The organism is Flavobacterium sp. UW10123 (genome assembly GCF_040538975.1).
GTDB lineage: Bacteria > Bacteroidota > Bacteroidia > Flavobacteriales > Flavobacteriaceae > Flavobacterium.
Genome location: NZ_JBEWQE010000006.1, coordinates 119100 through 142641, shown reverse-complemented (window position 1 = coordinate 142641; position 23542 = coordinate 119100). Strand labels below are relative to the sequence as shown.

Here is a 23542-nt window from a genome sequence, read left to right as displayed (position 1 = left end):
CATTCTAATAATTTAAACTTGATCTTATGAAATCAAATACTTTAAAAACAGTAAGCTTTTTATTTTTAATGCTTTTTGCTGCACCTCAACTTTTTGCCCATGCACTTTGGATAGAAACTAAAGCAACAGGAACAAAAGGAAAAGCTCAGGAAATTTCTGTTTACTTTGGAGAATTCTCTGATAACGACATTACAAAAGCTGATAAATGGTTTTCTGATTTAAAGGATTTCTCTTTAGTTGTAATTTCTCCATCAAAAAAAGAGATTAAATTAACTTCTAAGGCTTTAGATAATAAATACCAAGCATTCTTTACACCAGATGAAGACGGAGTTTACACCATTGTAATGCACCACACAGTAAAAGATGTTTATGGCACTATGAAATTAGATTACAATTCGAGCGCAACTGTTGTGGTTGGAAATAAAGCTACAGGAAATACTATTGCTTCAAACACTAATAAAATTGCAGTTTTCTCGGAAAGCGCAGATGTAGCAAAAAAAGATACTAAAATTACCGGCATTGCCTCTTATGACGGAGCTATTGCAAAAGAAGCTAAAATTAAAGTAATTGCTCCAAACGGATGGGAAAAAGAATTATGGACAAACGATAAGGGAGAATTTTCTTTCACACCAATCTGGTCAGGAAACTATATGGTTGAATATGCACATACTGAAAAAACTTCTGGAGATCATAACGGAAAAAAATACGATGAAATCTGGAAAATGGCTACTTACCAAATTGTGGTAAAATAATTTCAGGAAATCTCATTCTTAGATTTTAATTTCAATTCAAATAGGACTGTCTCAAAAACGAGTCAGTCCTGTTTTTTTTTATAAAAAAGCCATTGTAGTGCACTCTATTTTCTATTTAAATTGATTATAAATACAAAATTAAAACAACATTAGAAAATTCTTAAGCAAATCTTAAGAAAAGACTAAGAAAGGTTTAAGCAAGAAAAACACTTCATAATTTTCTGTTAAAGAGTCTGTGTATTTATATTTGCACTCGATAATTTTTATTGAATCTAAATAAATACCATGAAATATAATTTACTACTTGCACTAGGTCTATTAAGTTTTGCCTCTTATGGTCAAGATTATTCAAGTAATGAAACTACTTCTTCTGTTACAGATACTGTAAAAAATAAAAAAGGAGAAATCCTAAATGAGGTTGTAGTTACCAAAACTAAAGAACCAAAACCAGTTACAGCAGTTCGTTCTGGATTAAAACCAATGGATAACCCGCAATCAATACAAGTAATCGGTTCTGATGTTATCGAACAGCAACAAGCTATCAGATTAAGCGAAGTTCTTAAAAATGCCAATGGTGTTTACGTAAGTTCTGCTCGTGGTGGCGCTCAGGAATCTTTCTTCTCTAGAGGCTATGACATGTCGGCAAACAATATGTTTAAAAATGGTTTCCGTTATAATTCAGGTTCTATTCCTGATGTTTCAGGTTTAGAGAAAGTAGAATTCCTTAAAGGTGGTTCTGCCCTATTATTTGGAAACGTAGCGCCGGGGGGTATTGTAAACTTGGTAACCAAAACACCTCAATTTAAAAGTGGTGGAGAAATCTCAATGCAAATGGGAAGCTATGCTTATTATAAGCCAGCTTTTGATTTTTATGGAGGCTTAACCAAATCTATAGCTTTTAGAATTAATGGTTCTTACGAGAATTCAGAAAGCTTTAGAAATGTGGTAAAAAACGAACGTTTATACATTAATCCGTCTTTACTTTTTGTTATTAATCCAAAAACTCAAATCACAGTTCAAGGAGATTATTTAAGCGCAGATTGGACTCCAGATTTTGGAACTGGAATTATCGGGAAAGAAATTTTAGATCTTCCTAGAAGTGCTTTCTACGGAGCGCTTTGGTCAAACGGAACAACAAAATCTTCTAGTGCATCTGTATTATTAAATCACGATTTCAATAAAAACTGGAAACTAAACTTCAATAGTTCTTATCAAACATACGATAGAACACAAAAATCTACAGCTCAACTATCAAATTTAGATGACACTAAAACATATCCAATTCCGGGTTACTGGAACAGAGGATTAACTCAAGGGCAAAACTTAGAGCAAATTTTAGGAGATCAATTAAGTCTTCAGGGGAACTTTAATACTGGTTCTGTTAAACATCAAATTTTTACTGGTGCAGACTGGGAAAATTCGTTTGCAACTGCTTATACTTATGCTTTTAATGAGAAATTTTTAGTAACTAGCAGAAATCCTGACGGTACTCCAAAAACATACGATCCAAGTATTTATGATACTATTTATCTTTATGATTTTGATCCGTCAACACAACGAAATGACATTCCGAATGCAAGAGCTACTCAAATCACAAAAACAGATACAAATCGTTTTGGAGTTTATTTTCAAGATTTCGTTTCAATTACGGATAAATTCAAAGTATTGGCAGGTTTAAGATGGTCTTGGCAAGAAGCTGAAGTTAGCACTTATAAAGAAACCAAAACAGGAGCTGGAAATCCAGAAGATGCGGTTCCAACAGTTACTCCAAAACGTTTAGATAATGCATTTTCTCCTAAAGCAGGATTAGTGTATCAGCCAACAAAAGATATTTCAGTATTTGGAAGTTATTCAACTTCTTTTACACCAAATACAGGAACAACTGTTGACTTACAACCTCTTGAAGCTTCTATTATTGATCAATATGAAGTTGGAGTAAAAACAGACTTCTTTAAAGGTTTATTGAGCACAAATGTTACTGTTTATCAAATTACTAATAGCAATTTTGCACAAATGGCACCATATAAAGCAGATGGAACAGAAAATAATGATAGTAGCATCAAACTTTTAAGTGGAGAAACAAAAAGCAAAGGAGTTGAAGTTGATGTTACCGCAAGACCTATTGAAGGCTTAAATATTATTGCAGGATATAGCTATAATGATATGCGTTACACAAAAACTTCAGGATTAAATGGAAGTTTTATTGAAGGTGATCGTGTAGCAAGAACGCCATCAAACACAGCAAATTTAAGCTTCTTTTATACATTGCAGCAAGGATTCTTTAAAGGTGTTTCTGTTGGTGCAATAGGAAATTATATTGGAGATAGAATTGGAGGATGGAACAACCAATATGATTCTAAAAAACCAGATGGAATCTGGTACAGAGAAATTCCATTAGAAGGCTATGTTACAATTGATGCATCTGTTGGATATACTTGGAGAAAATTCTCGATTCTTTGCAAATTATCAAACATTACAAACGAATTAAACTATACAGTTCACGAAAACTATAGTGTGAACCCAATTGCCCCTCGTCAGGTTATGACAAGTGTGCGATACAAGTTCTAAAATATTGAATTAGATGTTTTTTTGATTTATCCCAAGATTTTCTATTTCTCTGGAAATAGAAAAATCTTGGGATTTATATTTTTAATTCAATTCTAATTCAATTAACATTATTTTTGCTTGAAAATAATCCTTTTAAAACAAATCCAAAAATGTCAGATTCCCCAAAAAACCAATTGCAAAAGAGTTTAGGCTTTAGTTTTAATATTGCTGTTTTAATTGGAGGAACGATTGGTGTAGGGATTTTAAGAACACCTGGAACTATTGCAGAAATGCTGAGTAATTATTGGCTCATTCTTGCTTCATGGTTATTTGGAGGTTTATATGTTTTGTTAGGGGCCAATTCGTATTCAGAATTGGCGACCATGCTACCAAAAGCTGGCGGATCGTACAATTATATTAAAAGAGCATTGGGTGAGTATGCAGGTTTTCTTTCTGGCTGGTACGATTACATTGTAAATGCTATTCCGCCCGCATTTTATTGCATTGTAATTAGCGAATACACCATTATTTTATTTCCGCAATTGGCCCATTATTCGACAGTATTATCTATTTCTTTATTGGTTGCATTTGTATTGCTTCACTTAAGTGGCGTCAAAAGCGGAAGTTTGATTCAGCAGATTACCAGTTTTTTAAAAGTGATTTGTTTTGTGGCATTAGTTGTAGCTTGCTTTATGTATTCTGGAGTTGAAGTTCCGAAAATAAAAACCGATAATTCTATTTTTCAAATCGGACTTATTTTTGGATTCTTTAAATCATTACAGCTTATCATCGGAACTTATAATGGCTGGAATGCTGTTTGCTTTTTTGCAGAAGAAAATGACAATCCAAGCAAAAATATTCCGAAATCATTATACAGTGGAGTTTTGCTTGTTGTGGCGATTTATATTTTGGTAAATGCAGCCTTTTTTCACGTTCTCCCTATCGAAACTTTAGCCAAATCAAATCTTGCTGCAGCCGATGTTGCTAAAATTCTTTTTGGAGATAGCGGGGCAAAAATTGTAACCGTAATTTCGATTTTTTCTTTAATCAGTATTTTGAATGCTTTTATGATGATTCCACCAAGAATTCTTTACGGATTAAGCCGTGACGGATTTTTCATAAAACAAGGGACACAAGTCAATAAAGGCGGAACACCAATTGTAGCACTTTTAGTTTCATCCTTTTTCAGTTTGTCTTTAATCTGCATAGGCTCTTTTGAAGTATTGTTTTCTTTCGCCGCTTTTATCTCCATAATCGTTTGGGGACTGGCCTATTATTCGCTTTTAAAACTAAGAACTACGGAACCGAATTTACCAAGACCTTATCGTTCTTTTTTGCATCCATGGTCAACTATAATAGCGATTATTATTTCGATTGGATTATTATTAGGCTTTATTTATAGCGATCCTATTGCTTTTGCTTTAATTGTTGGAATTACATTGATTTCTTACCCTTTGTTTTTGGTTTTGAAGAGAAAAAAATAGCCACGAATTCACGAATTTTTATTTTTAGAATCTATGTGTTTAGATATTCACGAATTACAAAGATTGAAAAAGCAAAATACGTCATCCAAGCGATAGCTGTAGAAGAAGTAATTTGTGACGGAACAACTTAAAACCATAAATTCAACAAGTTTCTTTCGATTTATTTTTCTTTTCAAAAAGAAAAATATGACATTTACAATTCAGAAAAACACATAAGACAAGAACTTATCCTACTATTAAAATAATACACTTAATGAAAAAACTAATTCCGTTTATTGGGGCTATATTACTAATTTTAACATCTTGCTCAAATAATGAGACGACAGATGAAACTGATGTACCCAACGAAAGTACTAATCCTCCCAAAGAAAACACTAAAGCTTTAATTAAAACAATTCAAGAAGTAAGCTCTTCTCCAAGTTCACCAACGAAGTTTAGTTACGATGGTTTTAAAATCACTGAGGCAAGCGCTGATCGGCTTTATGTTGGCATTTATAAAATTAAATACACATATACAGGAGATTTAATTACCAAAGAGGAGGGATACGTTAATGATGAATTGCGTGTTAATAATGAATATTCATATGAAGATAATAAACTAAAAACTGTAATATTTAAAAACGGTAATGGACTTTACGCTCCTCTTAATGAAACTAAATTAGTTTATAATTACGTTTCTGAGAATATTGTAGATATTGATATTTATTCTTATAGCTTAGCTCTTAACGTCTGGTATTTGAGCGATCCATTTCCAAAAGCAAGACTTTATTTTAAGGACGGTAATATAATAAAAAGAGAGAAGTTTACTGCAGACGGAAAAATATATTCTACTATTACACAAGAGTATGATAAAAATCCTAATATTTATAAAAACATCACAGGGTTTGATAAATTATTTTTTGCTTATACTTTTCAAAACGTTTTTAACAGACATCTTGACATTTTTGACATTAGCAATTCTAATAATGTAATTTTTTTCAGCGAACAAATAAATGGATTCTTTACTGAAGTTTATCGATATAGTTATGATCTTAATATAGATGGTTACCCAAAAGAGCAGCGCGATCATTATAGTTCTAACCAAATGCTATATCTTATCAAAAAAAATTATACTTATTATTAATTTTTTCTGATCCAAGAAAAATCAAAAAATCCCAATACTATAATTTCAGTATTGGGATTTATGTTATAAAGAAACTCTTATTTCAAACCAGCCAAACTTTGCTCTATTGTAGCAATTTTTGCTAAAGCATCGGCTTGTTTTTGTTTCTCCAAATTAAGTACTTTTTCAGGAGCTCCGTTTACGAATTTCTCGTTTGAAAGTTTTGCTTCTACAGATTTCAGGAATCCTTTTGTATAATTCAATTCTTCTGTTAGTTTTGCAATTTCTGCTTCAACATCAATGTTTCCTGTAATCGGAATGAAATATTCATTTGATTTTACACGGAAAGACAATGCACCGTCTACTTTTTCAGAAACATATTCGAAAGCCGAAACATTTCCTAATTTCGTTATAATTGAGTCAAAATAAGTAGAAACATTTTCGCTGTTGATTCCTTTTAATTCGATTGCATCTTTAAACGGAATATTTTTGTCTTTTCTGATCGTTCTAATTCCAGAAATTACTTCAATAGAATTTTCGAAATCAGCAATCAATTTTGCATCAAACGGTTTTACTTCTGGCCAAGTTGAAACAATTAAAGCTTCTTCTGGTGTTCTTTCGGCGATTAACTGCCAAATTTCTTCTGTCAAGAAAGGCATAAACGGATGCAATAACTTCAAGTTGTTTTCTAACATTTCGATCGCTTTCGCGAAAGTTACGCTGTCAATTGGCTTTTGGTATGCTGGTTTAATCATTTCTAAGAACCAAGAACAGAAATCATCCCAAACTAACTTATAGATTGCCATTAATGAATCTGAAATTCTGTATTTCTCAAAATTATCTTCAATGTCTACTAAAGTCTGCTGTAATTTAGCTTCGTACCATTCAATTGCTACTTTTGATGATTCTGGTTGTGCGATAGTTTCTGAAACTTCCCATCCTTTAATCAATTTGAAGGCATTCCAGATTTTGTTAGAAAATGCTTTTCCTTGACTACATAATTCTTCATCAAACATAATATCGTTTCCTGCAGAAGCACTTAAAAGCAATCCTACACGAACACCGTCTGCACTAAATTTATCAATCAAGTCTAAAGGATCAGGAGAATTCCCTAATGATTTAGACATTTTACGACGTTGTTTATCACGAACTAAACCAGTCAAATATACATTTGTAAATGGCTTTTCACCTGCATATTCGTAACCTGCAATGATCATTCTCGCTACCCAGAAAAATAAAATATCCGGACCTGTCACCAAGTCATTTGTTGGATAATAATATTTAAAATCTTGACTTTCTGGATCCATAATTCCACCGAAAACAGACATTGGCCATAACCAAGATGAGAACCATGTATCTAGAACGTCCTTATCTTGAACTAAATCTTCAAATTTTAACTCTTCTAAAATACGAATTCGCTTTTCTGCTATCGCTTTCCGAATTAAAAATGTATCTATATTTATATTATCTTCTTTATGAGTTTCTTTCTTAAGTATTTCAATTTGATTTTCTTTTTGATTTTGAAATTTATTGTAAGCATCCTCTTTTGTTTCAGCTACAATAAAAAAATCTCTATTAGGAGAATACCAAGCCGGAATTTGTTGTCCCCACCATAACTGGCGAGAAATATTCCAATCGCGAATATTGTTTAACCAATGTGCATAAGTATTCTCGAAACGTTTTGGATGTAATTTAATATCTCCCGTTTCCAAAACTGATTTAATTGCTGGTTTCACCAATTCTTCCATTTTCAAGAACCATTGGTCAGATAATCTTGGTTCGATTACCGCTTTTGTTCTCTCAGAAGTTCCTACTTTATTTAAGTGTGTTTCTGTTTTTGCTAAAGCACCGATTTCTTGAAGCTCTTTTTCAATTTCTTTACGAACCACAAAACGATCTTTTCCTTGATAATGTAATCCGAAGCTGTTTAGAGTTGCATCTTCATTAAAAATATCAACGATTTCTAGATTGTGTATTTCACCTAAAGTTTTATCGTTCATATCGTGCGCAGGCGTTACTTTCAAACATCCCGTTCCGAATTCAACATCAACATATTCGTCTTCGATAATTGGGATTACTCTTCCGCAAATAGGAACAATCGCTTTTTTACCTTTTAAATATGTAAAACGCTCATCGTTTGGATTGATACAGATTGCAGTATCTCCAAAAATAGTTTCTGGACGTGTTGTAGCGATGGTTAAGAAATCTTCTGAACCTTCAATTTTATATTTTAAGAAAAATAATTTTCCTTGTTGTTCTTCATAAATTACTTCTTCGTCAGATAAAGTAGTTTTTGCTTCTGGATCCCAATTTACCATACGGTATCCTCTGTAGATTAAACCTTTGTTATATAAGTCTACAAATGATTTAATTACAGACGCAGACATGTCTGGGTCCATAGTAAATTTGGTACGTTCCCAATCGCAAGAAGCACCTAGTTTTTTAAGCTGTTCTAAGATAGTTCCGCCATATTTATCTGTCCACTCCCAAGCATGTTTTAGGAATTCTTCGCGGGTCAAATCGTTTTTATTGATTCCTTCTGCTTTTAATTTTGCTACCACTTTTGCTTCTGTAGCAATCGATGCGTGATCTGTTCCAGGAACCCAACAAGCGTTGAATCCTTTAAGACGTGCTCTGCGAATTAAAACATCCTGAATCGTATTATTCAACATATGTCCCATGTGAAGGACTCCAGTGACGTTTGGCGGCGGGATTACAATGGTGTACGGTGTTCTATGATCTGGTTCTGAATGAAAATAATTGTTTTTCATCCAGTAATCATACCATTTACTCTCAATCGTCTTAGCGTCAAATTGTGCTGGAATTGTCATTTACTAGGGTTGTTTAATCGTTAATTTGTTTAACCGTTTAATCGGTTTTGATCATCGAATTTCAAATTGATTTGCTCTCTTATTTTCTGTTTTAAAAAATCATTTATAAATCAATCTCAACGATTAAACAAATAAACGATTAAACAGTTAAACAAAAAACTGGTTCAATTTTTGTATTTATAACTGACAGCAAAAGTAAATAATTAAGTAGACTATAAAAAGAGAAATAATAATTTGTGTGTTAATTAAAAGAATGTATATTTACTTACAATTAAAAAAAGATTTCATATGAAAAATGCAGCCTCTTTTATTGCAGTCTTATTGTTTAGTGCAATAAGTTATGCTCAAAACGGCCCAAAAATTGAATTTGCAGCTCCAGACAATACAATTGATTATGGAAAAATTTCTAAAGGTGACAACGGGCTTCGTTCCTTTGAATTTACCAACACAGGAGATGCTCCTTTATTAATTACAGGTGCAGAATCTACAGTAAGTTCGATTGTTGTAACAAAACCTGCGGCAGCAATTATGCCGGGCAAAAAAGGAAAAATCGATGTAAAATATAATATGGTCGCAGGACCTATTCGTAAAACAATTACTGTCGAAACAAATGCAGTAAATTATCCTGACGGAAGAGTAGCTCTTAAAATTAAGGGTGAAGTTCAATAAGAATTTAAACTTCTAAAATAACAAAGGCCGTTTCTAGATCTAGAAACGGCTTTTTATTTCAAAGAAAACATCTTGCTTCTCAAGTCTTTGTTTCTGCTTATTCATATAGAAAAGCATCTTGCTTCTTTACTTCTTCTCAGCACATTCAGTAATATCAAATTTATATTTTACGCTTTCAAAATCAATTGGTTTGTCTTTAACTAAATAGGTAACCCCCATTGTAGTCTGCATAGTTCCGTTTCCTAAAATAAGTTGATTATTTCGTTTTAAAAGTGCCATCGGATTTTTGAAGGTTTTATCTCCGTTTACATTATCTTTAAAAGTATAATCTACAAATAAAGTATCACCGTGAAACTCTCCTGCAACTTCTCCCGTTCTAACTGTTGAAGGTGCAACTCTCATAATCATATCTCCTGCTAATTTTCCGTTTTTTAAAGTATTCAATTTTAAATCTATTGTATCCTTTTCATAAATTGCTTTGTAGCATGCAGTTCTTACTACTGTTTCTCCTTCTGCTTTTGCGGCTTCAGCGGCTTTTTGTTTTTCTTCATTTTTGCAGCTTTGCAATCCGATAAAGGATAAAAGCAAACAAGATAAGGTTAGATTTCTCATAATATTTTTCATTTTGTTGATATCACTATAAAATTAAAGAAAAAAGATTTTAACAAAAAGGGTTTGGCAAAATTTTTCTGTAAAAATGAAACTCGAGACAACTCTTCATAAGATTATAAAACTACGCTTTGCAACAGTCTAAAAAATATTGTAGCACTTTATAATTCATCTTCAAGCTTAAATCTAAATTTAAGCACCAGACTATTTCTTTCTACCTCCATATTAATCCAGATATCATCTTCTGATTTTAAAAGATTATTAATCTGTTGAAGATTATATTTATATGGCTGTGTATTATTAATACTGATAATAATATCTCCTTTACGCAGTCCGCATTTTTCAGCAGCCGAATTTTTACGCACATTTACTACCTCATAAACTGGTTTAAGAGCAAATTTATATTTAAAATTATTGTTGTTTTTGTCTTTTTCTTGCAATTCATCCATTGTAGAAGCTACTCGTACAGTTTCTAAATGCACTGTTTCCTGAACCCACTGGAGACCGTTGTGCTGAACCGTAATTCCACTCTTATTATATGTAAATGGTTCTCCATACTTGCTGTTTTTTTTAAGGTATAGCTTTTTACCATTATAATCCAAAACCAGAGTAAATCTTTTTAAAACTTCACCACCTACAGATCCGATACGGCCTGGAACCATCTTAACATTCCGAATTGAGACAGAATCAGGAAAAGATACAATTGGTTTTTTGAAATCAAATTCGTCAATCGAGAATTTATCAATTTTGGCACGATGCCCTTCAATATCCCCGCTAAATCCTTTTCCTAAAAAGTCTGGAAAATTTTTATTTGGAAGTTTAATTTTATCATTTTGAAAAATCCAAAAAGCATCACTATTCCCAATATCAATTAAGAGCTTTGCTGGAATTTCTTCATTATTCACCGTAGCTGTTGTCATGATATATGGTTTTGCTTTTTCTATCGTTATCGGAACCATTTTAAACTGTTTGTTTAGTCTTTCCTCAAACTTATTATTCTTAGTATGAACTATTATTTTCTTTTTTTGGTAATTAACTTCAACATAATTATTTCTAAAGAATTTATGACCGATAATTCCGTTTACAGGAATTCCAATATGAGAAGATAAATTAAAACTTTGATCTAAAATAATAAAAACCATGTGGTCATTTGATTTAAGACCATGCGTTTCTAAAATATTTTTTGTCGATTTCAAGCCCTCTATTTCTTCCTCGCTTCCGAGACCACGTAGTTTGATTTTTACAACATTGTTAAAACTAACTTCCTGTTTTTCTTCCATACTAAAAAGAATTGTTTCTTCAACTCCAGAATCTAAAAGAAAATTTAGCTCGACACCATTCACTTTTATCGGAATAAAAACAAGGTTATTTATCAATTTAAAAGGTATTACAGCCTTTGTTGCATTGTTTTCTAATAAAAAATCGCCTTGCCCGAAAAGCAAAAAAGGTAAGAATAACCCAAAAAACAATACTATATATTTTTTCATTGACAATATTTTATTATAAAATTAGTAAATATATTTATTATTGTTACATTTTCGCAAGTCCTTGTATTGTTTACGTTAAATTGGAAAAAAAAATGCAAATTTGCACTTCAATAATTTATACTCATGCCGACAATTTCACTCAAGGGAAAAAACATGCCCGAATCTCCGATACGCAAGCTGGCTCCTTTTGCTGATTTAGCAAAGAAAAAAGGACACAAGGTGTATCACTTAAACATTGGTCAACCGGATATCAAGACACCGGAAGTGGCCATCGAGGCGGTAAAAAATATTGATTTGACTCTTATAGAATATAGTCCGTCTGCCGGATATGAAAGCTATAGAAAAAAATTAGCACAATTTTACCAGCGCCAAAACGTAAACGTTAACACAGAAGACATCATTGTAACAACTGGTGGTTCTGAAGCCTTACTTTTTGCACTGGCCACAATTACAGATCCTGGAGATGAAATTATTATCCCAGAACCTTTTTATGCTAATTATCATGCGTTTGCTTCTTCAACAAGTGCAACTGTAGTCCCTCTTGTTTCTACTATAGAAACCGGTTTTGCTCTGCCAAGCATTGATGAAGTTGAAAAGCTAATAACACCTAAGACAAAAGCCATTCTGATTTGCAATCCTGGAAATCCGACTGGATATTTATATTCTGAAGCCGAAATTAAACAGTTGGCTCATTTAATTAAAAAACACGATTTATACTTAATCGCTGATGAAGTTTATCGCGAGTTTTTATACGATGGCGATGATGTGCATTTTTCTGTAATGAATTTAGAAGACGTACAGCAAAATGTTATCATGGTCGACTCTGTTTCTAAGCGTTACAGCATGTGTGGAGCAAGAATTGGCTGCTTGGTAACTAAGAATAAAGATGTTTTGGCAACTGTAATGAAGTTTGCCCAAGCACGTTTGAGTCCTCCAACAATTGAACAGATTGCTTGTGAAGCTGCAATAGACACACCGCAAAGTTATTTTGACGAAGTAATTGGTGAATACAAAGAGCGCCGAAACACTTTAATCGCCGAATTAAACAAAATCGATGGCGTTGTGGTTACAAAACCAAAAGGTGCTTTTTATTGTATTGCTGAACTCCCAATAGAAGATTCTGATGATTTTGCACAATGGCTTCTTGAAAGTTATGATTTAAATGGCGAAACGGTAATGATTGCTCCAGCCAAAGGTTTCTACTCGACACCTGGAATGGGACTAAATCAAGTTCGTATTGCCTATGTTTTAAACAAAAAAGATTTGATAACGGCCGTAAATATTTTAAAGGAAGCTTTATTGGTTTACAACAACAGATAATCAATTCATTATAATACACTTTAAAAAGACAATAACGTTTTTCGTTGTTGTCTTTTTTATTTTTAACAATAGTATTTATCTTCAAATTTTAAATTATATCCAAAAAGCAGCAATTAAATCCTAAAAACCATAGAATAGGTTTCCTATTTATTAATTATCTTTACCGCCTTAAAAAGATATACCACATTATAATAGTAGTTCTTAATGATAAATAACGAAGATTTTTTAGACGAAATAGGTGACAGTCATTTCAGCAGCAATGCCAAAAACCCTTTAAGAGAGGATGCTTTTGACATCACTGATGAAGAAAAAATAGAAAAAATTAAAAAAGATGTCGAAAGCATTCTACAAACATTAGGAATGGATTTGACAGATGACAGCATTAAAGGAACTCCAAACCGAGTTGCAAAAATGTTTGTAAAAGAAATTTTTGGAGGTCTTAATCCTGCAAAACAGCCAAAAGCTTCTACTTTTGACAATAATTACAAATATGGCGAAATGCTTGTAGAAAAAAACATTACAGTTTATTCTACTTGCGAACACCATTTACTGCCAATTATCGGACGTGCTCACGTTGCTTATATCTCAAGCGGACGCGTGATCGGTTTATCAAAAATGAACCGTATCGTAGAGTATTATGCAAAAAGACCTCAAGTACAAGAGCGTCTAACGATGCAGATTGTTCAGGAACTTCAAAAAGCTTTAGGAACAGAAGATGTTGCTTGCGTTATCGATGCTAAACACCTTTGCGTAAACTCTCGCGGAATTAAAGATATCGAAAGCAGTACAGTAACTTCTGAGTTCGGAGGAAAATTCAAAGACGCTCAAACAAAAAGAGAATTCCTTGACTACATCAAATTAGATACTCAATTTTAATATTTTGGTTAATCATTATATAGATTAATGCTTTTTTAAAAAATCAAAAGTTAAACAAATTACAACAAGTAAACTATGCCTTTATATACAAGTCAGCCTTTAAAAATATACAATTCACTTTCGGGTGAAAAAGAAGATTTCAAACCAATCCATGAAGGAAACGTTGGAATGTATGTTTGTGGACCTACCGTATATAGCAATGTCCATTTAGGAAATGTGAGAACTTTTATGTCTTTTGATGTAATTTTCAGGTATTTTCTTCATTTGGATTATAAAGTTCGTTATGTTCGAAATATTACTGATGTTGGACATATTGTAGACGATGTGGATGAAGGTGAAGATAAAATTGCTAAGAAAGCACGTTTAGAACAATTGGAGCCAATGGAAGTAGTACAACGCTACACTGTTGATTTTCATAACATCCTAAAGGCATTCAACTTTTTACCGCCAAGTATTGAGCCTACAGCAACTGGGCATATTATTGAACAGATTGAAATTATTAAAAAGATCATTGATAAGGGCATTGCTTATGTTGCTAATGGATCTGTATATTTTGATGTTGTAAAATATAACGAAACCAATAATTACGGTATTTTAAGTGGTCGAAATATAGACGATATGCTGGCAAATACTCGTGATCTTGATGGGCAATCTGACAAGAGAAATCCACAAGATTTTGCGCTTTGGAAAAAAGCAGAACCAGAACATATCATGAGATGGCCTTCACCTTGGAGCGATGGTTTCCCTGGATGGCATTTGGAATGTACTGCCATGAGCACCAAATATCTTGGAAATCATTTTGATATTCACGGAGGTGGAATGGATTTAAAATTCCCTCACCACGAATGTGAAATCGCTCAAAACGAAGCTTGCACAGGTCAGAGTCCAGTAAATTATTGGATGCACGCCAATATGCTTACCTTAAACGGAAAGAAAATGGCAAAATCGACTGGAAACAATATTCTTCCAGGCGAAATTCTTAGTGGAGACAACAACATCTTAAGCAAACCATTTTCTGCTTCTGTAACACGTTTTTTTATGCTTCAAGCACACTATAGAAGCATTTTAGACTTTTCTGACGATGCCATTGTTGCAGCTGAGAAAGGATACAAAAGATTAATGGAAGCACTAGACGCTTTACCAAATATCAATGCAAGTGCTTCTAGCTCTATAGATTTTGCAGCATGGAAACAGCTTTGCTACGATGCTATGAATGACGATTTCAATACGCCAATTTTAATTGCGCAATTGTTTGAAGCTGTTCGTTACATCAATCTATTGAAAGATGGCAAAGAAACGATCTCTGCTGATGATTTAAACGATTTCAAAACAGCAGTAAATGCTTTTGTTTTTGATGTTTTAGGACTTAGCGATGATAAAGCCGCCGATGGTGATAGCGACAAACTTGATGGTGTGGTAAACATGCTTATCGAAATGAGAAATCAGGCAAGAGTAGATAAAAACTTTGTTCTTTCTGACCAGATTCGCGATCAATTAATCGCTTTAGGAATTCAGCTTAAAGACGGAAAAGAAGGAACTACTTTTAGTATTCAATAAAAAAATATTTAGTATTCAGTTTTTAGTGATCAGTTTATTTCGAGTGCTAAAAACTGAATGTTAAACTAACTGATACAAAAAAATATGTTTTCAAAAATTCTAATATATCCCTTTGTATTGTTAGTCCGTTTTTACCAGACTGCCATTTCACCGTTTACACCGGCTGCTTGCAGATTTGAGCCAACATGTTCGACATATATGATTCAGGCATTACAAACTCATGGCTTGTTTTATGGCGGATTTTTAGGCATCAAACGTATCTTAAGCTGTCATCCTTGGGGAAGAAGCGGTTACGATCCTGTACCAGAAAAGAAATGCAACCACAAACATTAACTTTTTAGAAAGCGGTACTTTACATTAAATATTTATTTTTACAGCTATATAAAAACATTTATACATGACACACGCCTTAAATTTAGTTTGGAATCCTTCTGAGGGAATCAACTTAGGATTTTTTATGATTCGCTATTACAGCTTAATGTTCGTAATTGCTTTTGGTTTAGGATGGTTCCTAATGAAAAAGATGTTCGAAAGAGAAAACGAATCAATCGAGAAACTAGATTCTTTATTCGTTTGGACTGTTTTAGCAACTTTAATAGGGGCTCGTTTAGGTCATGTTTTATTTTATGATTGGGAATATTTCAGAAATCATTTACTTGAAATTTTTCTTCCGTTTAGATTCGAGCCGGAATTTCAATTTACAGGTTTCCAAGGATTAGCTAGTCATGGAGCTGCAATTGCAATTATTGTTGCGATGTACTATTACAGCAAAAAAATCCTAAAACGTCCGTTATTATGGATTTTAGATCGTGTTGTAATTCCTGTTGCAAGCGGCGCTATTTTTGTACGTTTAGGAAACTTCTTTAACTCTGAAATTATTGGTCACGAAACAACTTCTGCATTCGGAATCCGTTTTCTTCATGACAAATTCAGCAAAGCCGAAGCTGTACAAAAAACCGGAATTGCAGATCCTAAAGAAGCTTACAATGCTATTGCTACAGACCCAAGATTTGCAAACATATTAGCCGAAGTGCCTTCAAGACATCCTACTCAATTATACGAAGCTATTTGTTACGTTTTTGTTTTTGCTATTTTATACTTTTTATACTGGAAAACAAATGCAAGACTTAAATCTGGTCTATTATTCGGATTGTTTTTAGTTCTTTTATTTGTTGTACGTTTCATCGTAGAGTTTGTAAAAGAAAGCCAAGGCGGTTTTGAGAGCGAATTAGGCATGTTTTCGACAGGACAATGGTTAAGCATACCATTTATCATTATTGGACTTTTCTTTGTCATTAGAGCACAAAGAAATCCTTTAGCAAAATCATAAAATATAATTCCTTTTAATAAAAATGCCCAATATTTGAAATATTGGGCATTTTCTTTTTATAGCTTTAATTTACATCCAGATATGGATTTAAAGTTTCAGCTAGTTCATTGAGCCAATAGAAACTGTCTCTTAATTTGGTTTCTTGCTGGATGTTTTCTTGTTCGCTCATCACGTTTAGTGCGAGAGTAAAATTGACCTGCCTTAGTGCTTTCGCCATAGACTGCGCGTCAATTCTATCGTTGAAGAAATTCATCAGCCTGATTTCGGCTTCTTTTGAAAGGGTTTTGGTACTCATAACTTTACTTTAAGGAAATATAAAACCCATGTAGCTAAAGGTGTCCTACGCTGTAAAGTGAGCGTTGCGGTTGTTTCCAATACCGCCACCATACCACATGGGCAAACTTTTTTTTGAGATCATAACTTTACTTTAAGGACTGCAAATGTAAGGAAACAAAAAATTATAAGATATTAATAATCTAACGTTTCTTCGTGGAATCAATTTTTAACTATAAATCCTTGATTACTAACGATATAATTTTCTGTTTTTTTATTTGTTTCATTTATTTTTGAAGTTTCGTTTGTAATTAATACTTCTGTAGTTTTAATTTTATATTCAGATGATATTTCATATATAGTTGACAAACTTCCTTGATCTACTTCTATATTGGAATAGATTAGTTTTTTATCTATCATTTTGAAATAACTATCTAGAGTAACTAAGTATAATTGAGATTGTCCGGAAGGTTGATTGACTTCTAACAAAATTGGATTGAATGCATTATACTTTGGAAGTTTTACCATTTGATAATTTTGTACACCTTCTAATTTAAAAGCAGAGTATAAGTGTGGAGGTAATAAAACAAAATTTTTTACTTCATTGATAAAATCATATGAATATTGGATAGGTAATTTAATTTCGGGTGCATCGTTATAGATATTTTCTAAAGTTACGTCAGTTAATTTTTTTTTGTCTTTTTCAGAATGAATGATACCTAAACATTTCTCTAATGATAAAGCCCAATCTGATTTAAAAGTTAATTTTTCTGACTTTTCTAAATTAGCAGAAGTGTTTAATAATATTCGGTCTTTTATATTGTATTCAATCCAGCCAATTGTACCGCTGCCATCAGTTTCAAAAAAAAGCTTTGCATTAATTATGTTTCCATTATCTCTGTCAATAATTAAATTCACCTTATTTGGCGTGATATTCCAATCTTTAAAAGGAAAATTACTGCTTCTTACTAATTCGGTTAAATAATCATAACAGTCTTCTTTTTGGCTTGTTATTTGTCCTTTAGTCTCGGTTGCTTTAAATGTATTTGAGTTCTTTTTTTCTTCTATCGAATATTTTTTGCAACTAATAAGGATTATCACAATTAATATATAGTATACTTTTCCATGATTTGTTTTTTTCATTCTTCATTTTTTATTGTTTTACAATATTTCCGTTATTGCTTATTACATAATTTTCTACTATAACGGAATTTGAAGTCTGAGTTTTAACTGCTAAATTGTAATCTTTGTCAATTGAAAAAGAAGTCATTTCTTTGTTTTTTTCATCTTCAGGTTCGTACCATTCTCCTTCTACATATAGATTTCCAACTACTTTATTATTTTTTATTGTGATTAAATAATACCTATAATCAAAATCTCCACAATCTTGCGGTACAAGAATAATACTAACATTTTCTTTATTTGGTAATGAGATATATCTAAGTTTATCAGAATTACAATTATATTTTTCAATCCCATTTACAGAAGTGCAATCAAGAATGCTATATTTTAAAGTTTTAGTATTTACTGATATGTAAGGCAATTTTATTTTACTTTCTTCAAAACAAGTTTTAGAAGATTTTATTTCTAAATTTTTATCTTTAATTAAATCAATACTAAATTTTTTAAAAGATTCTTGAGCATCTGGTAAAAGGTTTTCTAGAATATTTTCATTTTTTCCTTCTAGTTCTATTTTTACAATATTATTTAAGTTATCATATTTGAAAATATAAACTTCGTAATATGTGTCTGACAATTTCTCATTTAAGTACATATCAACTTTAAACTTAACTTTTACTGAAGAAACTTTTGAGGAAATATCATTTGGAGTATATGTCATTGCACATCCTGAACCACAACTTATAACAAAAGAATTATCTGTTTCTTCTTTCGTCTCATTTGTAGGCAATAAAATTTTGGATTCACTAATTTTAGAAGTATCTTTTAAGTTATTAGAATTGTCCCTCGAAATATTTTTTTTGCACCCTATAAGTAATGTCAATAAAATGCTAAATGCTATAATTTTATTTGTTTTCATTTATATAAAGATATTATTTAACTCCTAATGGCTTTGTACTATGGAAAATATGTTTTTGTCAATTTTCCCATTCTATAAACTTCAACTTTATCAACTGGTCCATCTGGAGAATAACTCCATTCGCCATCTTTTAAACCATTTATATATTGTCCATCCATCCAAACTGATTTATTATACTCTTCGAGATATCTTCTTTCTTCCCATTTTCCGTTTTTAACATTTTTCCTAATTTCCCCCCTTTGTTTATATAAATAGATATAAGAAGAATCAAGTCCATCTTTAGTATATATAATTTCTTTATCACCCCATTCATTATTGATTTTTTTATATGATTCTTTATAATATTCGACTATGTAATTCTCTTGAATTAGATAATTTCTAGTTAGAATAAAAATGGAATCGTTATTTGCTAATTGTTTAGAAATATTTCCTTTTTTATCATATTTAAAATGTTCTATTTTAAATAGATTGTTTATGATAATATTTTTTTTGAATTTTGAAGTTCTCAAATACTCTCCTTCATCTAAAACTTTTTCATAAATTATTAAGCCATCATCTAAAACAGTGTTAGCTAACAATATCGATCTATAAAGCTCATCATTTTCGTACGAAAAAGAGATTAAAAATGTTTTGAAAGTTTTTCCATTAAAAGTAAAATCAACGTATTTTTTTACTTCAATTTTTTCATAATTATTTTTAACCTGATTAAAATTTATAACAGGTTTATTGTAGTCTTTTTGGAAACTTTTAAAGAATAATTCTATGATTTTTTGTTTGTTGTCTTGAATGTTACATATTTTAGAAGAATCTATTGATTCTATTAAAGTATCTATAACATTTAATTTTAGTGAGTTTTCAATTGAATGAACACTTTTTATTTTAGTTTCTTTTTTACAAAAAGACATCAAAAAAGTAAAACAAATAATACTAATAAATTTTAGGTGTCTCATTTTATATTTTTAAAGTGGAGTTAAAAGATTGAACATGCAAATGATATTGGATTCAAATACTCCCCTGTTAGTATTATCTACTATTTTTATTATTACATAAATCATCAATAGTCTTACTATCGTAATCTATGAATTGTACTTCTCCAAAATTATTTGTTGTAAATGTATTCTCCCAATTTTTTGATTCATCTGCATATGTTGTTACTATACTATATTTTTGAAGTTTTATCTGTTTATTTATTTTATCATATTGAAATGTTATGAATCTGGTTTGTGTAGGTCCTTCAGAAATATTATCAACGAAAGTAAAATCATAATTATTCCATTTTATACCATTAAGTCCTGTACCTGTAGAGTTTGGCGCAGGTGGAGTAAGTATATTTTCATTCTCAAACGTTTTTTGAACAGATGAATCTTCATTCAAGAGAACAATATAAACAAGAAATTTTTCCTCTTTACTATCCCAAAAAACATAAATTTCATCTTCGAGATTATCTTGATTAAGATCACATTTTTTTTCGAAAAAACGTTCAAGACCTTTCTTCTTTATATCTTCTAAAAATTCAGACAAACTATAATTACGATTGGATTTAGCCTTTTCTGATTTTGTAACTTTATCAATATATTTTTTTATCTCTGTTTCTGGCAAAAGATCATTGAATACAGAACTTTCAAAATTTAAAATATTCTTTTTTGAAACATCACAAAAAGTTAAAATATATTTGTCTGATTTTTTAGTTAACTTAAAAGAGCCTTTTTTCCATTCTTTATTTAAATTTTCAAAAGAAATTTTATTTAAATCCTCATCTTTTATATTAAAATTGTTTAAATATGAAAAATGATCTTCATCAAATTCATACGCAATTAAATTTGGATATTGTTCGGTGTAACCAGGTAACAATAATATTCCTTTCGATTTTTTTTCATCAAATAATAATCGAATTCCATCGTAATTATCAGGTAAATATTCAAAATTGAATAAAATTTGTTTCCAATCAGAAACATTTTCACCATCAACAACAAATTGTAATAACGTTATATCTTCTATAAATCGAAACTTAAGTAGAAAATTGTTGTATTGAATATTTAATTCTCTTATATCGCCAGTTGTTTTATAACTTTTTGTAAAAATAACCTCTTTATAATCTTGTGAATTTATTATTTCGGTTTTTAAGTTCTCTTTTTTATCATCGTTTTTACAACTTAACAAGGTAATTGATATAACAAATACCATTATGAACTTGAATAATTTAGTCTTTTCCATTAATTTCATTTATTTTTCCTTTTTCGGCTATTTCCTTTTGTAAATTCTTTTCTTCAATAGATTGTTCGGATGCTCCTTTAAAATGCACATAAAACCCAGGGTTACATCTATAATTCAGCTTCATACCCACTGCATATACAGTAGTAAATATTTCAAAATGCAAATGCGGAGCACACGTACCCGTTACCACACCAGATACACCACTAGTAGCTATCACTTTTCCTACTTCAACTTTCTGTCCTTTTGTTACATTTACCTTTCTCAAATGAGCATAGAATAGATATATATCTTGTTTTTTATCAAAATGGGAGCCCTGAATTTTCTCTCCTTCATTTGAATACAATGCTTTATATTCTCTTCTATGATTATAAAAAGCTTCTTTATCAGTTACTTTAATTGTAACCGTTTTTCCATATCCTGTATGAACTTTAGACTCATAGACTTCTCCCTCAGCACATGCATACACATTACTTCCTGGCACAACAAACAAATCTAAACCTTGATGTATACTACCATTTCTAGTATTTCCAAATAATCCCCAATGTTCACCTAATTTTCCACCACCACCACCTTGCATATAAAGAGTTGAAATAGGGTTATCTACAGGTTCATGCCATTTTCCTGTACCCATATTTTCTGCTTTCCATTTACACTCATCAATTTTAAACACCTTCGATGTTATATTATCAAATGAATCTTGTTTTTCAGAATAATTCATTTTTCCATTACCCATACTTGCGTTCGCACCTATTTCTGGGCAAATAATTCCTTTTGCATCTCTTTCTCCACGAGTTAATTTATACAATTGAATCCCTTTTTTATTCTTCCTATAATTAAAATAAGCCATTGAGGTCAATACCGCTAAATCTTCATTTTCTACTGATTTTGCCCCAGCATCAGTATCAATAATGTTTTTTCCAGCTAGTTTTAAAGTATAAACATTGGCAGATTCATAATTTCCTCTACCAGTTAATTGAATCATTCCCCTGCCCCTAAAACGCCATCCATCTCCATCTTGTACATTCCCAACTCTAAATTTAGCACTTCGATTTCTATCTGCATATGCTATGTTAGCTATTGCTTCTTCATTAGATTTCTGATTTATAAGACGTGGCTTATTATATTTTTTTTGTAGATACTCTAAATTATCCTTATCAATTCGGCCATATTTAAAGGCTAATTCATTTGGGGCTCCATATAATTCGCCACTGCTGCTAAATGCTGTAAAATTCTTTGGTAAATTTTCAACAGCATAACTCATACTTTCTGCTTTTTTTATAATCAAAGATGTTCCTACTTCAATCCTTGCCTGTGCAAAAAAATGCGCTTTGCTCCAACAATTATCCATATTTAAATCTTTCATATATTTATTGTATGTATCAGCGACAACTTTACGCATACTGAAAGTGGTATCTGGGAATATTTCTTTTAAATCATCTTGAGAACTGTCCACTTTAATATCTTTAATACAATTGGGACAGACATGTTTTTCTTTACTTTTATCTACCCAATACCCGCCAATATTAACGGTCAAGTAACTATTAATCTTTTCAACAAACGGATCTTTCCAGATTTCTTTTTTTACATCAACTTTCTGTTCCTGATAATCATGCGCTTTTCTATCAGCTTTTGCTATTCCTCTGGTTTCTTTTTTAGAAGGGCCTTTTTGTTCTGCAGGAGATGTTTTTTTAGTTTCTTTTTCAGATGGTTTAGAAGAAGAAGTTTTTGAAAGTATATCTACTTTATAATCTGGATTGATGACGTTAATGTCTTGTGTAGGTTTCGAAACTTTTTTGTAAAACTCAGCGGTTACATAATATTCATGAAATGCACCTTCGCTTGACTCGTTGGGAGCCGTTTTTGCATTGGCAAGCCATGCCTTTCTGGTATCAAAAGTAAATTTGACATCGGCTATACCTTTCAAAACATTGGCTTCTTTTGTTTCAATACTAATGTCAGAAAGGTCTTTTTTGCCTCCGTCATTTTCCCATAAAGTAACGTTTATGCGAAATTTTTCCATATTTAGGCAATGCACGCGAGCTGTAATGGTTTCGCCATAGCTAAATAGTTTAGTAGGCTTTTTTCCAAGGTTGTCAAGAATTTCTACATATAGAATCTTGCTTTCTGCATTATTTTTGGTTTTAATATCCAAAACTGCTTTTTCGCCGTTGGCATCAACAAGCATCCTGATTCCTTTGCGGGTAAGGCTGGTTTGGGTAAATGTATACTCAACGGTGGCACCTGTCTTATTGTTTTTGGTCATTTTTACCCATTCCTTTCCCAATAATATCCAGACACTCCATTTGATATTTTCGTCAGGTATATTTTCTATTGGATCAATGAATTTTGATGGAGCAGAACTGCCAAAAAAATCATGTATAGAGTAATATTCTTTTATCCCTATCACAGGATTGGGATTGCCATATATTTTTACTTTGCTCATAATTTTGTAC

Annotated in this window: 19 protein-coding genes; 10 read left to right on the top strand and 9 right to left on the bottom strand. The window is 31.6% G+C overall.

Annotated features, from left to right (window positions below; all coding sequences use genetic code 11):
• Positions 1-26: 26 nt before the first annotated feature.
• From ABXT06_RS08795 to ABXT06_RS08780, 4 genes are all read left to right on the top strand, one after another.
• On the top strand, positions 27-752 hold the full coding sequence (locus ABXT06_RS08795) for a DUF4198 domain-containing protein (RefSeq protein WP_354590414.1): 726 nt from the start codon (positions 27-29) through the stop codon (positions 750-752).
• 285 nt (positions 753-1037) lie between these two features.
• Entirely contained in the window at positions 1038-3320 is a 2283-nt protein-coding gene (locus ABXT06_RS08790) for a TonB-dependent siderophore receptor (RefSeq protein ID WP_354590413.1), read from the top strand.
• Between the two features lie 149 nt (positions 3321-3469).
• On the top strand, positions 3470-4783 hold the full coding sequence (locus tag ABXT06_RS08785; RefSeq protein ID WP_354590412.1) for an APC family permease: 1314 nt from the start codon (positions 3470-3472) through the stop codon (positions 4781-4783).
• A gap of 253 nt (positions 4784-5036) precedes the next feature.
• Positions 5037-5906 (top strand): hypothetical protein, encoded by an 870-nt coding sequence (locus ABXT06_RS08780; RefSeq protein WP_354590411.1) that lies wholly within the window; start codon positions 5037-5039, stop codon positions 5904-5906.
• A gap of 77 nt (positions 5907-5983) precedes the next feature.
• Here the strand turns inward: ABXT06_RS08780 and ABXT06_RS08775 are convergent, their stop codons facing one another.
• Positions 5984-8716 carry a valine--tRNA ligase gene (locus tag ABXT06_RS08775; protein WP_354590410.1) on the bottom strand — a complete coding sequence of 911 codons (2733 nt, stop codon included), beginning with the start codon at positions 8714-8716 and terminating at the stop codon, positions 5984-5986.
• Between the two features lie 288 nt (positions 8717-9004).
• Here ABXT06_RS08775 and ABXT06_RS08770 point away from each other — a divergent pair, with 288 nt between their 5' ends.
• Positions 9005-9385, top strand: a complete 381-nt coding sequence (locus ABXT06_RS08770; protein WP_354590409.1) for a DUF1573 domain-containing protein — start codon at positions 9005-9007, stop codon at positions 9383-9385.
• A 126-nt stretch (positions 9386-9511) separates the two neighbouring features.
• Here ABXT06_RS08770 and ABXT06_RS08765 read toward each other — a convergent pair whose 3' ends face one another.
• Together ABXT06_RS08765 and ABXT06_RS08760 are read right to left on the bottom strand one after the other, a co-directional pair.
• Positions 9512-9997, bottom strand: a complete 486-nt coding sequence (locus ABXT06_RS08765; RefSeq protein WP_354590408.1) for a hypothetical protein — start codon at positions 9995-9997, stop codon at positions 9512-9514.
• Between the two features lie 158 nt (positions 9998-10155).
• Positions 10156-11481 carry a PDZ domain-containing protein gene (locus tag ABXT06_RS08760; protein WP_354590407.1) on the bottom strand — a complete coding sequence of 442 codons (1326 nt, stop codon included), beginning with the start codon at positions 11479-11481 and terminating at the stop codon, positions 10156-10158.
• Between the two features lie 123 nt (positions 11482-11604).
• On the opposite strand from ABXT06_RS08760, the gene ABXT06_RS08755 reads away from it, so the two are divergent.
• The 5 genes from ABXT06_RS08755 (at position 11605) to lgt (ending at position 16564) form a co-directional block, all read left to right on the top strand.
• Entirely contained in the window at positions 11605-12801 is a 1197-nt protein-coding gene (locus tag ABXT06_RS08755; RefSeq protein ID WP_177210395.1) for a pyridoxal phosphate-dependent aminotransferase, read from the top strand.
• A 204-nt stretch (positions 12802-13005) separates the two neighbouring features.
• Positions 13006-13677 carry a GTP cyclohydrolase I FolE gene (folE, locus tag ABXT06_RS08750; RefSeq protein WP_198856898.1) on the top strand — a complete coding sequence of 224 codons (672 nt, stop codon included), beginning with the start codon at positions 13006-13008 and terminating at the stop codon, positions 13675-13677.
• Between the two features lie 75 nt (positions 13678-13752).
• Positions 13753-15234: a cysteine--tRNA ligase gene (cysS, locus tag ABXT06_RS08745; protein WP_354590406.1), complete on the top strand. Its 1482-nt coding sequence runs from the start codon at positions 13753-13755 to the stop codon at positions 15232-15234.
• Between the two features lie 84 nt (positions 15235-15318).
• Entirely contained in the window at positions 15319-15567 is a 249-nt protein-coding gene (gene yidD / locus ABXT06_RS08740; protein WP_343707881.1) for a membrane protein insertion efficiency factor YidD, read from the top strand.
• Positions 15568-15631: 64 nt separating this feature from the next.
• Positions 15632-16564, top strand: coding sequence for a prolipoprotein diacylglyceryl transferase (gene lgt / locus ABXT06_RS08735; RefSeq protein WP_354590405.1), 933 nt, complete (start codon positions 15632-15634; stop codon positions 16562-16564).
• A gap of 64 nt (positions 16565-16628) precedes the next feature.
• On the opposite strand, the gene ABXT06_RS08730 is transcribed toward lgt, so the two are convergent.
• From ABXT06_RS08730 to ABXT06_RS08705, 6 genes are all read right to left on the bottom strand, one after another.
• Complete coding sequence (locus tag ABXT06_RS08730; protein WP_129747324.1) at positions 16629-16859, bottom strand: hypothetical protein; 231 nt, start codon at positions 16857-16859, stop codon at positions 16629-16631.
• Positions 16860-17059: 200 nt separating this feature from the next.
• Positions 17060-17980 (bottom strand): hypothetical protein, encoded by a 921-nt coding sequence (locus ABXT06_RS08725; protein WP_354590404.1) that lies wholly within the window; start codon positions 17978-17980, stop codon positions 17060-17062.
• Between the two features lie 10 nt (positions 17981-17990).
• Positions 17991-18875, bottom strand: a complete 885-nt coding sequence (locus ABXT06_RS08720; protein ID WP_354590403.1) for a hypothetical protein — start codon at positions 18873-18875, stop codon at positions 17991-17993.
• Between the two features lie 38 nt (positions 18876-18913).
• Positions 18914-19825 (bottom strand): hypothetical protein, encoded by a 912-nt coding sequence (locus ABXT06_RS08715; RefSeq protein WP_354590402.1) that lies wholly within the window; start codon positions 19823-19825, stop codon positions 18914-18916.
• 73 nt (positions 19826-19898) lie between these two features.
• Positions 19899-21089 carry a hypothetical protein gene (locus tag ABXT06_RS08710; RefSeq protein ID WP_354590401.1) on the bottom strand — a complete coding sequence of 397 codons (1191 nt, stop codon included), beginning with the start codon at positions 21087-21089 and terminating at the stop codon, positions 19899-19901.
• The gene (locus tag ABXT06_RS08705) at positions 21076-23532 is read right to left on the bottom strand and encodes a peptidoglycan DD-metalloendopeptidase family protein (protein WP_354590400.1); all 2457 of its coding nucleotides are present in this window, start codon (positions 23530-23532) and stop codon (positions 21076-21078) included. Before ABXT06_RS08705 ends, ABXT06_RS08710 begins: the two co-directional genes overlap by 14 nt.
• Positions 23533-23542 lie beyond the last annotated feature (10 nt).